The organism is Micromonospora sp. NPDC047670, from assembly GCF_043204915.1.
Classification (GTDB): Bacteria; Actinomycetota; Actinomycetes; order Mycobacteriales; family Micromonosporaceae; genus Micromonospora.
Window position 1 is genome coordinate 407,326 of sequence record NZ_JBIDDA010000006.1, and the last position, 12,784, is coordinate 420,109.

General features: G+C 74.4%; 10 protein-coding genes. 4 read left to right on the plus strand and 6 right to left on the minus strand.

Going from position 1 to position 12,784, the window contains the following annotated elements; all coding sequences use genetic code 11:
• Window positions 1-88: 88 nt before the first annotated feature.
• Window positions 89-571 carry a MarR family winged helix-turn-helix transcriptional regulator gene (locus tag ACGF7U_RS18040; RefSeq protein WP_393107879.1) on the minus strand — a complete coding sequence of 161 codons (483 nt, stop codon included), beginning with the start codon at window positions 569-571 and terminating at the stop codon, window positions 89-91.
• Between the two features lie 52 nt (window positions 572-623).
• Here ACGF7U_RS18040 and pip point away from each other — a divergent pair, with 52 nt between their 5' ends.
• The gene (gene pip / locus ACGF7U_RS18045; protein WP_393107881.1) at window positions 624-1,583 is read left to right on the plus strand and encodes a prolyl aminopeptidase; all 960 of its coding nucleotides are present in this window, start codon (window positions 624-626) and stop codon (window positions 1,581-1,583) included.
• Between the two features lie 33 nt (window positions 1,584-1,616).
• Complete coding sequence (locus tag ACGF7U_RS18050) at window positions 1,617-2,123, plus strand: pyridoxamine 5'-phosphate oxidase family protein (protein WP_393108006.1); 507 nt, start codon at window positions 1,617-1,619, stop codon at window positions 2,121-2,123.
• Between the two features lie 161 nt (window positions 2,124-2,284).
• Here ACGF7U_RS18050 and ACGF7U_RS18055 read toward each other — a convergent pair whose 3' ends face one another.
• Window positions 2,285-2,941 carry a dihydrofolate reductase family protein gene (locus ACGF7U_RS18055; RefSeq protein WP_393107883.1) on the minus strand — a complete coding sequence of 219 codons (657 nt, stop codon included), beginning with the start codon at window positions 2,939-2,941 and terminating at the stop codon, window positions 2,285-2,287.
• 525 nt (window positions 2,942-3,466) lie between these two features.
• Here ACGF7U_RS18055 and ACGF7U_RS18060 point away from each other — a divergent pair.
• Entirely contained in the window at window positions 3,467-4,198 is a 732-nt protein-coding gene (locus tag ACGF7U_RS18060) for a zinc-binding alcohol dehydrogenase family protein (protein WP_393107885.1), read from the plus strand.
• Between the two features lie 448 nt (window positions 4,199-4,646).
• Here the strand turns inward: ACGF7U_RS18060 and ACGF7U_RS18065 are convergent, their stop codons facing one another.
• The 3 genes from ACGF7U_RS18065 to ACGF7U_RS18075 all read right to left on the minus strand — a co-directional run bounded on the left by ACGF7U_RS18065 (window position 4,647) and on the right by ACGF7U_RS18075 (window position 9,499).
• Entirely contained in the window at window positions 4,647-5,525 is an 879-nt protein-coding gene (locus tag ACGF7U_RS18065) for an alpha/beta fold hydrolase (RefSeq protein WP_393107887.1), read from the minus strand.
• A gap of 3 nt (window positions 5,526-5,528) precedes the next feature.
• On the minus strand, window positions 5,529-8,228 hold the full coding sequence (locus ACGF7U_RS18070; RefSeq protein WP_393107889.1) for an AAA family ATPase: 2,700 nt from the start codon (window positions 8,226-8,228) through the stop codon (window positions 5,529-5,531).
• Between the two features lie 74 nt (window positions 8,229-8,302).
• Window positions 8,303-9,499 (minus strand): chorismate-binding protein, encoded by a 1,197-nt coding sequence (locus tag ACGF7U_RS18075; protein ID WP_393107891.1) that lies wholly within the window; start codon window positions 9,497-9,499, stop codon window positions 8,303-8,305.
• Window positions 9,500-9,622: 123 nt separating this feature from the next.
• On the opposite strand from ACGF7U_RS18075, the gene ACGF7U_RS18080 reads away from it, so the two are divergent.
• Window positions 9,623-9,823 carry a DUF5999 family protein gene (locus tag ACGF7U_RS18080; protein WP_088993863.1) on the plus strand — a complete coding sequence of 67 codons (201 nt, stop codon included), beginning with the start codon at window positions 9,623-9,625 and terminating at the stop codon, window positions 9,821-9,823.
• 126 nt (window positions 9,824-9,949) lie between these two features.
• Here the strand turns inward: ACGF7U_RS18080 and gcvP are convergent, their stop codons facing one another.
• On the minus strand, window positions 9,950-12,772 hold the full coding sequence (gcvP, locus tag ACGF7U_RS18085; protein ID WP_393107893.1) for an aminomethyl-transferring glycine dehydrogenase: 2,823 nt from the start codon (window positions 12,770-12,772) through the stop codon (window positions 9,950-9,952).
• Window positions 12,773-12,784 lie beyond the last annotated feature (12 nt).

The following is a 12,784-nucleotide window of genomic DNA, read 5'->3' on the forward strand; positions in this document are numbered from 1 at the left end:
TGCCGTCGAAGTTTATCGCGCGGGCGCAACGATCCGGTCGAGGCAATGACGGCCTCGACACGGGACGCCGGGCTTTCCGGGTCGCGCTTCAGGCGGGTGGCGGCAGGCCCGCGTCGGCGATGCGCTGCCGCATCGGGCGTCGGCGCACGGCGGCGAGGACCTCGTGCAGCAGGTCGGCCAGCGGCACGGACAGCTCCGCGTCCAGCCCGCGCATCGCGGCGGTCGTCGCCGCCCACTCCGCCTCGATCACCGGCAGCAGGTCGCGGGCCCGGTCGCTCAGGCGCACGATGCGCTGCCGGGCGTCCGCGCCCGGGGCGAGCTCCACCAGGCCGGCGCGCGCCATCTGGGCCACGGTCTGGCTGGCCGCCGAGTGGGTGACCCCGACCCGGCGGGCCAGGTCACGGATGGACAGCGGCCCGTCGGCCACCAGCACCCGCAGCGGCGGGGAGAACCGGGGCCGGTAGTCGGCCAGGCCCCGCTCGGCGTACACCGCGGCCACGTCGCCGTCGAGCACGTCGAGGACGTGCCGCAGCAGCGTACCCACGGCCTCCCGGTTCGGCCCGTCAGTCACCCCGCTAATGTAACAGCGCTGTTGTATCGGTCGGGACGAGGGAGGACAGGCGATGACGCAGCGGAACCCGCTGACGGAGCCGTACGCGCACGGGATGCTCGACGTGGGCGATGGCCAGCTCGTGTACTGGGAGACCTGCGGCAACCCCGACGGCAAGCCGGCGGTGGTGCTGCACGGCGGGCCCGGCTCGGGCTGCGGGTCCGGTTGGCGGACCCTCTTCGACCCGGCCCGCTACCGGGTGACCCTGTTCGACCAGCGCGGCTGCGGGCGCAGCCTCCCCCACGCCGCGGACCCGACGGTGGACCTGTCCACCAACACGACCGACCACCTGATCGCCGACATCGAACTGCTGCGCGAGCACCTGGGGGTGGAGCGCTGGCTGGTGCTGGGCGCCTCCTGGGGGTCCGCCCTCGGCCTGGCGTACGCCCAGCGGCACCCGCGGCGGGTCAGCGAGCTGGTGCTGTTCAGCGTCACGGCCGGCACCCGGCGGGAGATCGAGTGGATCACCCGGGACATGGGGCGGGTCTTCCCCGCCGAGTGGTCCCGCTTCCGCGACGGCGTGCCGCCGGCCGACCGCGACGGCGACCTGGCCGACGCGTACGCCCGGCTGCTGGCCGACCCGGACCCGGCGGTACGGGACCGGGCCGCGCGGGACTGGTGCGACTGGGAGGACACCCACGTCGCCACCGTGCCCGGACACCGGCCCGATCCCCGCTACGCCGACCCGGTGTTCCGGATGGTGTTCGCCCGCCTGGTCACGCACTACTGGCGGCACGCGTGCTTCCTGCCCGACGGCGAGTTGCTGCGCGGCGCGGGGCGGCTGGCCGGTATCCCCGGCGTGCTGCTGCACGGCAACCTCGACATCAGCAGCCCGCCCGACATTCCGTGGCTGCTGGCACGGTCCTGGCCGGACGCGCGCCTGGAACTGCTGGACCGCGCCGGGCACGGCAGCGGGCACGGCATGGCCGAGCGGGTCGTGGCGGCGCTGGACGGCTTCGCCGACCGCCGCTGACGGCCCCGCGACGCCAGCCGTCGCCGTCGGCGGCTGGCCCCTGCGGACCAACGCCCGGACGAGTCCCCCTGCCCGCCCCGTCGGCCTCGGTGGCCCGTAGGCGCGCGATGCGTCAGCTCATGGCCTTCTTCACCGGCCGTCCTCGCCCGACCTCTCGTTGCCCGCGTGGCGACGAGAGGGCCGACCGGGCGACCGGTCTGGTATCTGTGGCAGGACCACGCGTTCTGGGTCCTCACCGGCCCGTGGACGAAGCTGTTCACCCGCGTCCGCGCCGATCCGCGCCTCGCTCTGATCGTCGGCGAGTGCGACCTGGCCACCGGGGTCGTCGGGCAGGTCATCGCCCGCGGACGCGGAGAACTCCTGCCGTTCGACGTCCCGCGCGGTGGACGCACACTCGCCCGGTACCTCGGTGCCGACGAGAACCGCTGGGACGAGAGGTTTCGTCGATATCTCCATGACGACCCGGATAGCCGAGGGACCGTGTGGCTACGGGTGACCGCCGAATCCGTGATCGTCGAGGATCTCAGCTATTCGGTCTGACGCGGCCGCGCCCGCCTCGTCGCGGCCGGGTCAGGGCTGCCATGGGTCGGTGCCGGGCGGGAGGTCGGGGCGAGTACGACCCGGTGGTCGCGGCCGCCGGGGGATGGTGTCGCTACGACGGCGCGCCGGGCGGCGCGGACCTCGCTCGGGCGCCGCCGCGCTCACGCCACGGCCTCGCGGCCGTCGCGCACCACGAACTCACCGGAGGTCGTGGTGCCGAGCCCGGTCCGGCGCAGGGTCAGCGCGACCGCACCCGCGCCGCCGCTGGCCACCTCCGACTCGGTGATGCGGTACGACGCCGGCGCGGCCCCCTCGGCGAACAGGCGCTTGCCCTCGCCGAGGACGACCGGGAACTGCAGCAGCCGGTAGGTGTCGACGAGCCCCGCGTCGTGCAGCGTGCGCACCAGCCGCCAGCTGCCGTGCACCTGCAACTCGCCGCCCGGCCGCTCCTTGAGCCGGCGCACCTGGGCGACGATGTCGTCGCCGCGCAGCACGGTGGTGTTCCCCCACGCGGCGGCGGCGTCGGCGAGCGTGTTGCTGACGACGTACTTCGGCCAGGTGTTGAGGGCGGTGGCCACCAGGTTGTCGGGGTCGGTGACCTGCGGCCAGTAGCCGCGCATCAACTCGAAGGTGGTGCGGCCGAGCAGGAAGGCGTCGGCCTGCCGGAACCACCGGTCGACGCAGTCGAGCTGCCCGGCCTGGCTGTGCGGCACGAGCCAGCCGCCGCGGGTGAAGCCGTCGCTGGTGTCCTCCTCGGCCCCGCCCGGGCCCTGCATGACGCCGTCGAGGCTGACGAAGGTGTGGACGCTGATCTCCATGGCTGTCTCCCTGGTGGGTAACTCCGTGCACGCGAGCGCGGGCCGCTTCGCCGCTCCCCCGGCGGAGGAGCTGCGAGAAGCCTCGCACCGACGAGTCTAGCTGTCAAGACAAAAAATATTGTCGGTGCGCCGTACGCCGATCCGGCGACGAGTCGGATGACGGCGAGGAACAGGGCAGCCCGCGGCTTTTAGCCGGGAGCCAACGCGAGGACGTGATGTGAGAGCGCTGGGGACCGGATGGGCGCGGGCGCCCGTTGCTCCGGACGGCGCGCGCCCGTTGCTCCAGACGGCGCGCGCGGCACCCACCCCCCGGGTGCCGGTGTCAGCCCAGCGCTTTTCGCAGCAGCGCCGTCAACTGGTCCTGCTCGTCGGGTGTGAGTCGTCCGACCGCCGTACGGGCGAAGGTGAAGGCTGTCGCGAACCGGTCGGGTCCTGGGATGCGGTCGAGCGGGAGGGCCACTACGACGGCGCTTTCGGCGTCGCCTCGACCTCCCCTACGTCCTCGGCTGGGACGCGGCAGGCACGGTGGCCGCGGTCGGGCGCAACGTCACCCGGTTCGATGTGGGCGAGCGTGTCAACGCCGCGACGATGCCGGTACCGCGGGGCGGCTTCTACGCCGAGTACGGCGTCGTCGAGGCGGAGTTCGTGGCGCGCGTGCCCGAGCGGATGCCGACCGAACAGGCCGGCGCGATGGCCTGGGATGCCCTGACCGCGCTGAGCGGCGTCGATCTGCTCGGCCTGCGGCCGGGCGAGACGCTCATGGTCTTCGGCGCAAGTGGGGGCATCGGGCACCTGGCCGTGCAGCTGGCGCGGCACAGCGGCATCCGGGTGTTGGCCGTGGCCTCCGGCGACGACGGTGTCGCCCTGGCCCGGCGGCTGGGCGCCGACGACGCCGTCGACGGTCGCAAAGACGACGTGTTGGCTGCGGCTCTCGAGTTCGCACCGGGCGGGCTTGATGCGGCTCTGGTCACCGTGGGAGGCGAGACTGCCGAACGGTCGCTCCGCGCGATCAAGAACTCGGGACGGATCGCCTGGCCGAACGGTGTCCTGCCCGTGCCCGCAACGTCGCTGGGCGCGACGGTGTCCTCCTTCGACGGGGACCGAAGCCGCACCGCCACCGATCGGCTGAACGCGATCATCGAGGCGAGCTCCTTCGAGGTCCACGTCGCCCGGACGTTCCCGCTGGAGCGAGTCGCGGATGCGCATCGCGCTCTGAACGATCACTACGTCGGGAAGTTGGCCCTCGATGTCAGATAGACGCAGGAAACGGTCATCCGACGTATGACGCAGGCTGCTCAGCTCTGCACGGTCGCCGCCGTGTCGTCTGCGAGGTAGCGGTGCGGCGAGGTTCTCGGGATGCCGGTCTCGGCAGAGATCGCGCGAGACCGGTGCCTCGACCCTTGAGTAGGCGCGCGTACTCGATGTTGTCGGCGCAGTGGGCGACGGGGCGGCCCTTGGCCTCGGCGACGACGCCGGGCGTTCGCGGTGCGTTCGGCAGTGCGGGCGTGCCATCTCGGCGAACAGCGCGAGCAGCAGGAACGCGATGCGACCCAACCGTCCGACGGGCGAACGCAGGGCACCCGTACGGTCGAGGGCGGTCGCGCCGGAGTCTCTCCCTAACGACTCGGCCGGACCGCCCTCGACCGTGACCGGGACCGGGCGCGGGGTGCGAGCGCATCGCGCCCGCACCCCGTCCGGGCAGGCGTCACCCGGCCGTGTGCGCGAGGATGGCGGTGGCCAGTTCCTCGTGCACCTCCGGCGGCAACGTGTGGCCCATGCCCGCCACGATCATCAGCCGCGCCCCCGGGATCTGCTCGGCGATGACCGCGCCGTGGCCCGGCTTGACCGGCTCGTGGCTGCCCTCGATGACCAGCGTGGGCGCCTTCACCTGGTGCAGCACGCCCACCGGCTCGAAGTCCGGCTTGGCCGCCGCGGCCAGCCGGTGGTTGGCCACCGCCGACAGGTCACCGGCCCGGTCGTAGATCCGTTCCTGCAGCCGACGCGCCGCGTCCTCGTCGAACGGCAGCCCGGTGCCGTGCAGCAGGCGCTGCTCGGCGATCATGCTCTCGATCCGGGCGCGCCGGTCCTGCGCCGGTGGGGCGGCCATCAGCGCGCGGTAGAAGGCCACGAACTCCGGCGCCGGCTCGGGCAGGCTCCCCTCGGACTGCGGCTGCCCCAGCAGCGCCCGCATGATCACCTGACCCTCGCCGCCGCCGAGCGGGGAGGAGCCGATGACGGTCAGCGAGCGCACCCGCTCCGGCCGCTCCACCGCGACGTACTGGCCGAGCAGGCCGCCCGCAGAGTGGCCGACCACGTGCGCGCTCTCCAGGCCGTGGGCGTCCAGCACGCGGTACACGTCGTTCTTGATGTCGTCCCACGTGTAGGGCTGCGTCGCGAAGTCGACCGTGCCCGACATGCCGGTGTCGCGGTGGTCGTACCGGATCACCCGTCGGCCGCCGGCGACGAGGCGGCCGACGAACTCGTCCGGCCACAGGACCCCCTGCGACATCGAACCCATGATCAACAGGATCGGCGCGTCCGTGACGGCCCCGAACTCTTCACTCCAGATGTTCACGTCATGCATGCCTCAAAGCATGTCCGCTTGCGCCACCGGTGCCTTCCGTAGAACTACCAGCCGCGCCAGTTCCGTACGCGATCCGATGCCCAGCTTCGGATAGATCTTGTACAGGTGGTACTCGACCGTGCGCGGGCTCAGGAAGAGCTGGGCGGCGATCTGCTTGCTCGACAACCCGTCGGCCACCAGGCCCGCGATGCGCAACTCCTGCGGGGTCAGCGCGTCGAGCACCGCCGAGGGTGGGGCCTGCCCGCTCTCGCCCGCCGCCCGCAGCTCACCCTGCGCGCGCCTCGCCCACGGCCGCGCGCCCGCCCGCTCGAACGTCTCCCACGCCGCCCGCAGATGCGCCCGCGCCTCGCCCGGCCGCTGCGCGCGGCGCAGGCGCTCACCCAGCAGCAGGGCCGTCCTGGCCGCCTCGAACGCGTTGGTGTGCAGCCGCAACGCCTCGCCGAGGGCGTCCTCGCTCGACTCGGCCAGGCCCCGACAGCGGGCCAGCAGGGCGCGCGACTCGGGTGTGGTGGCGTGCGCCGACCACCGCTCGTACGCCTCCAGCGCCGCCCGCGCACCCACCTCGTCACCCGCGCCCACGGCGGCCTCCACGCGCTCCGGCGCCGTCCGCCACGCCACGCTGGGATGCCCGGCACCCGGTCCCGCCGCGGCGATGGCCGTGAACCGGTCGTGCGCCGCCGCGTAACGCCCCAGGCCCAGGTCGAGCAGCGCCAGCGCGTACGCGGCGACCCCCGCCCGCAGACCCACCCGATGCGGCACGGCGATGGCCAGCGCCTCGCGGGCCCGCCGTTCGCAGGTCTCCTCCTCGCCCCGCAGCGCCGCCAGCACCGCGAGGTTGGCCAGGTGCGCGGCGACGGTGTTCTCGTAGCCGGCCTCGCGGGCCAGTTCCAGGCCCTCCTCGGAGACGGCCTGGCTGTCCGCCAACCGCCCGGCGAGGCGATCGGCTGTCGCCACGAACTCCAGCACGACCGGCAGCTGTCCGGTCATCCCCGACACCCTGGCCACCCGTCCGGCCCGCTCGGCCATCTCGGTCGCCTGATCCGACTCGCCCAGTTGGCTGGCCGCGGCCGCCGCCCACAGGTACTCCGCCGCCTCTGTGAGCTCGCCGACCCGCGTCAGCGCCCGCCGCAGCAGGCCCGGCCCGGCAGCGTCGCCGTCCAGCGTCAGGCCGATTCCGGCCACCGTGTCCCGCAGGAATCCCTCCGGGTGCGCTGCCGCCCTGCGCCCGAGCGCGATGACGGCCGTCGTGTCGCCGACGTACGAGGCGGCCTCCGCGGCGTCGGCCAGCATCTCCAGGGTGTCGCCCGCCGCCAGGATCCGCACGGCCTCGGCGGCGTTGCCGGAGTTCAGCTCGAAGCGGCCGCGGAGCTGGGCGATCTCCATGGCGAGGCGGGCGTCCGCGCCGGCGTGGTCGCGGGCCTCGGCCAGCAGCGACTCCGCCTGCCCCGGGCGGCCACCGAGCCAGGCCGCGACGGCGGCGTCCTTCAGGCGGGCGGCTCGGGCGGGCGGCTCGGGGGTCAGCTCGGCGGCCCGGGCCAGCGCGGTGGCGGCGGTGCCGTACCCACCGCGCTCGCGCGCCCGCTGGGCGGCGGCCACCAGCTCGGCGGCGACCCGCTCGTCCCGGCCCATGGCGGCGCCGGCCAGGTGCCAGGCGCGACGGTCACCCTCGGTGAGCTCCGCGAGCACGGCATGCACCCGGCGGATCTCGGCGGGGGTGGCCGCCTCGTACACCGCCGAGCGGATGAGCGGATGGCGGAAGCGCACGCGCGTGCCCGAGAGCTCGGCCAGGCCGGACTCCTCCAGCTCGGCCAGCGCCGTCCGCCCCGGCCAGGTCCCCGGGTCCTCGCCGGAGGGTGTCGCCCGCTCGGCGGACAACCGGTCGGTGGCGCGCAGGACCAGGTCGAGGCCGGCCTCCACGGCGGCGACCAGCGCGAGCAGCCGGGCGGCGGCGGGCAACGCGGCCACCTGATCGCCGAACAGCCGGGCACCACCGGGCAGCGGGTCGGGCAGCGGCTCGCGCCCGGCGAGCTGCGCGGGTGTCAGGCGGGCGGCGATCTCGCCCAGGGCGAGCGGGTTCGCGCGGGTCAGCGTGACGAGTTCCCGCGCCACAGCGGGCCGTACACCGCTGCGCGACGCCAGCATCTCGGCCGCCGCGGCTGCGGGCAGGCCGTTCACCTGCACCGTCCGGGGCACGCCCTTGACCGGAGCGTCGCCGCGCACGGCGAACAGCATCGCGATGTTTTCGGTCCCCAGCCGCCTGGCGGCGAACAGCAGCGCGTCGGCCGAGGCCCGGTCGACCCACTGGAAGTCGTCGATGACGCAGACCAGCCCGTCCGGCGCGGCGGCCTCGGCCAGCAGCGAGAGCACGCCGGCGCCCAGCAGGTACCGGTCGCCGGCGGTGTCCGCGGCGAGCCCCAGTGCCGCGCGCACCGCGTCGCGCTGCGGTTCGGGCAGCGCGTCGAGCGAGCCGGTCACCGGCCACAGCACCTGGTGCAGCGCTGCGAACGCGAGGTCGGCCTCGGCCTCGACGCCGGTGGTGCGCAGCACGCGCATCGTGCCGCCTCGGGCGGCCGCCGCGTCGAGCAGGGCCGTCTTGCCCACGCCCGCCTCGCCCCGCAACACCACCGCGCCGCCGCGGCCGTCGCGGGCCCGGGTGATCACCTCGTCGAGCGCGCTGATTTCCGCGGATCTGCCGTAGAGCACGATCACCGACTGTAGGAGATCCGCCCGCGGCCCCGTCCGCACGGGGCAGCGGGGTGCCCGCCGGCGAGCGCGGGTCAGCGCCCGCCGGCGAGCGCCGCGCGCACGGGGCCGGTCTTCGCGGCGGCCTCGGCGACCTCGGCGTCGGGGTCGCTGCCCCAGGTGATGCCCCCACCGGCCCAGACGTGCACGCGGTCGGCGTCCACGGCGGCGGTGCGGATGGTCAGCCCCAGGTCGATGCGCCCCGGGGCGACCCAGCCGAGGGCGCCCATGCTCGCGCCCCGCCCGACCGGCTCGAGGGCGGCGATGTGCTCCAGCGCGGCGAGCTTCGGAGCGCCGGTGACCGAGCCGCCCGGGCAGACCGCGCGCAGCAGGTCGGCCAGGCCGAGCCCGTCGGCGGGCGCCGCCGAAACGGTCGACTCGGCCTGCCACAGGTCGCACCAGCGGCGTACGGCGAACAGCTCGTCAACCCGCACGCTGCCGGTGCGGGCGATCCGGGCCAGGTCGTTGCGCTCGAGGTCGACGATCATGACGTGCTCGGCGCGTTCCTTCGCCGAGGCCAGCAGCTCGGCGCGGCCGGCGGCGGTGGCCGGCCGGGTGCCCTTGATCGGCCGGGTGACCAGCCGCCCGTCGGCCAGCTCGACCAGCGTCTCCGGGCTCGCGCAGCCGATCGCCCAGCCCGGCCCGATCAGGGTGCCGCCGTAGCGGGCGCCGGGCAGCGCGGCCAGCCGGCCCAGGGCGGGCAGCGGGTCGCCGGTGTACGGGGCGGCGGCGTGCCCGACGAGGTTGACCTGGTAGACGTCGCCGCGGCCGATGGCGGCGCGGACGGCGGTCACGGCGTCGGCGTGCTGGCGGGGGGTCCAGCTCTCCGCCCACCCGCCCAGCCGCCACCGGACGGGCGAGGCGGGCGGCGCGCCGGCCGGACCGTGGCCGTAGACGACCACGGCGACCTCCGGCAGCGCCGGGACCGGGTTGGCCGCCCCGGGCGGCGCGCCGAGCAGGGCGGCGCCGGCGGCGGCGGAGACGTAGAGGGCCGCCCCGCAGGCGCCGGCGGGGTCGTGGCCGGTGGCGGGGCGCGCCAGGTCGTGCAGAGGCAGGCCGTGCGCGGCCAGGAACTCCTGTGCCAGCGCCGCCGGGTCGCCGCCGTCGACGGGGCGCCACTGCCAGCGGGCCCGCTCGACGAGGGTGCGGCGGCACGCGGCCGGTGCCGCCGGCACATCGACCGCAATCGTCCGTGGGAGCGTTTCCACGCCGTCCGGCCCATTCTGCCTCATCCGTTCAGTGGATTTCCCGAAAACCACGCGCATACCTGCTCGATGCCGGCCACTTTCGCTTGGTACTGTGCGTCACTGGTCATGTGAACCATGACACAGTGCCCCCACAGTCCGGAGATCCCGATGTGCCAGCACCAACCCACCTGCCCCTCCGCCGAAGCGACCGACCGGGAAGCCGCCCGGGTCATCGCCTGCTTCCCTGAGCAGGGCTGGAGCCTGCTCTGCAACGGTGTCATCGTCTTCGAGGACACCGGCGAACTGCTCCCCGACGGCAGGACCATCGCCCCGCACCGCGGCCCGGCCCGACACGCCCTCGTCGCCTAACCTGTCACGCTCCGTCACGCACCATTTTGGCGTCGACCCAGGCTAGTCCCCCGGTTCGGGACACCCGCCGCCCAGGTCGGCGCACCCGCCGGGGCGGCACCACGACCGCCCCGGCGTGACGCGATATCAGCTCTCGAACGCCTCCGGCGCCGGGCAGGAACACACCAGGTTCCGGTCGCCGTACGCGCCGTCGATGCGCCGCACCGGCGGCCAGTACTTCCCGGCCCGGTCCACCCCGCCCGGGTACGCCCCCACCGACCGCGGGTACGGGTGCGGCCACTCGTCCCCGGACACCATCGCCGCCGTGTGCGGCGCGTTGGCCAGAGGATTGTCGCCGGCCGGCCACTCCCCGGAGCCCACCTTGTCGATCTCCGCCCGGATGGCGATCATCGCGTCGCAGAACCGGTCCAGCTCGGCCAGGTCCTCGCTCTCGGTCGGCTCCACCATCAGCGTCCCCGCCACCGGGAACGACATCGTCGGCGCGTGGAAGCCGTAGTCGATCAGCCGCTTCGCCACGTCGTCCACGCTCACCCCGATCGCCTTCGTCAGGGGCCGCAGGTCCAGGATGCACTCGTGCGCCACCAGGCCCTTGTTGCCGGCGTACAGCACCGGATAGTGGGCGCGCAGCCGCGCCGCCACGTAGTTTGCCGCGAGCACCGCCACCCCGGTCGCCCGGGCCAACCCCGCCGCCCCCATCATCCGCAGGTACGCCCACGGGATCGGCAGGATCCCCGCCGACCCGTACGGGGCCGCCGAGATGGCCGGCCTGCCGTCGACGTGCGCGCCGAGCGGATCGCCGGGCAGGAACGGCGCCAGATGCGCCCGCACCGCCACCGGCCCGACACCCGGCCCGCCGCCGCCGTGCGGGATGCAGAACGTCTTGTGCAGGTTCAGGTGCGACACGTCCGCCCCGAACCTGCCCGGCTTGGCGAACCCGACCAGCGCGTTGAGGTTCGCCCCGTCGACGTACACCTGACCGCCGGCCTCGTGGACCTTCGCGCACAGTTGCGCGATGCCCGTCTCGTACACCCCGTGCGTCGACGGGTAGGTCACCATGATCGCCGCGAGGGCGTCGCGGTGCTTGTCGATCTTCGCGTCGAGGTCGACGAGGTCGACGTTGCCGTCGACGTCGCAGCCCACCACGACGACCCGCATGCCGGCCATCACCGCGCTGGCCGCGTTCGTGCCGTGCGCCGACGACGGGATCAGGCACACGTCCCGGTGCCCCTCGCCGCGACCGCGGTGGTACGCCCGGATGGCCAACAGACCGGCCAGCTCGCCCTGCGAGCCGGCGTTGGGCTGCACGCTGACCGCGTCGTAACCGGTCACCTCCGCCAGCCACGCCTCCAGCTGGGAGATCATCTCCCGGTAGCCGGCGGTCTGCGCCCGCGGCGCGAACGGGTGGATGTGAGCGAACTCAGCCCAGCTCACCGGCTCCATCTCGGTGGTGGCGTTGAGCTTCATCGTGCACGACCCGAGCGGGATCATCCCCCGGTCCAGGGCGTAGTCGAAGTCCGACAGCCGCCGCAGGTAGCGCAGCATCGCCGTCTCCGAGTGGTGGCTGCGGAACACCGGGTGGGTCAGGAAGTCCGACGTGCGGGCCAGGTCGGTGGGCAACGCCACGTCCACGTCGCCGCCGACGGCGTCCACGCCGAACGCGGCCCACACGGCCGCCAGGTGCGCCGGCGTGGTCGTCTCGTCGCAGGAGATCCCCACCCGGTCGGCGTCGACCAGCCGCAGGTTCACCCCCCGCCGCGCGGCGGACGCCACCACCTCGGCGGCCCGGCCGGGCACCGTCGCGGTGACGGTGTCGAAGAACGCGACGTCCGCCACGCCCACCCCGCCGGCGCGCAGCCCGGCCGCGAGCCGCGCCGCCATCTCGTGGGTACGCGTCGCGATGGCGCGCAGCCCGTCGGGCCCGTGGTACACGGCGTACATGCCGGCCATCACCGCGAGCAGCACCTGGGCGGTGCAGATGTTGCTGGTCGCCTTCTCCCGGCGGATGTGCTGCTCGCGGGTCTGCAACGCCAGCCGGTACGCCGGGTTGCCGTCGGCGTCGCGGGACACCCCCACGAGACGGCCGGGCAGCATCCGCTCCAGCCCCGAGCGCACCGCCAGGTAGCCGGCGTGCGGCCCGCCGAAGCCCATCGGCACGCCGAAGCGCTGCGTGGTGCCGGCGGCGATGTCCACGCCGATCTCCCCCGGCGGGCGCAGCAGCGTCAGGGCCAGCAGATCCGCCGCCACGGTCACCAGCGCCCCCACGGCGTGCGCCGCCTCGACCAGGCCGGTGTGGTCGCGCACCGCCCCCGACGCCCCCGGGTACTGCAGGTGCAGGCCGAAGAACTCCGCCGGCAGCTCGTCGCGCTCGACGTCGACGACCCGCACGTCGATGCCGAGCGGCTCGGCCCGGCTGGTGATCACCGCGATGGTCTGCGGCAGCGTGTCGGCGTCGACGACGTACACCGGGCTCCTGCTCTTCGACGCGCGGCGGGCGAGGGTCATCGCCTCGGCCGCCGCGGTGCCCTCGTCGAGCATCGAGGCGTTCGCGGTGGCCAGCCCGGTCAGGTCGGTGACCATCGTCTGGAAGTTCAGCAGCGCCTCCAGCCGCCCCTGGCTGATCTCCGGCTGGTACGGCGTGTACGCCGTGTACCAGGCCGGGTTCTCCAGCACGTTGCGGCGGATCACCGCCGGGGTGTGCGTGCCGTGGTAGCCCAGACCGATCATGGACACGGCCACCGTGTTGCGGGCGGCGAGGGCCCGCAGCTCGGCGAGGGCGTCGTGCTCGGTGGCCGGCTCCGGCAGGTCCAGGGTGCCGTGCCAGCGGATCACCTCGGGGATCGCCGCGTCCATCAGCTCGTCGATCGAGCCGTAGCCGACGGCCTCCAGCATCCGGCGCTCGTCGGCCGGTTCGGGACCGATGTGGCGGGCGGCGAACTGCTCTGCGGTCATGGGCGGCGCTCC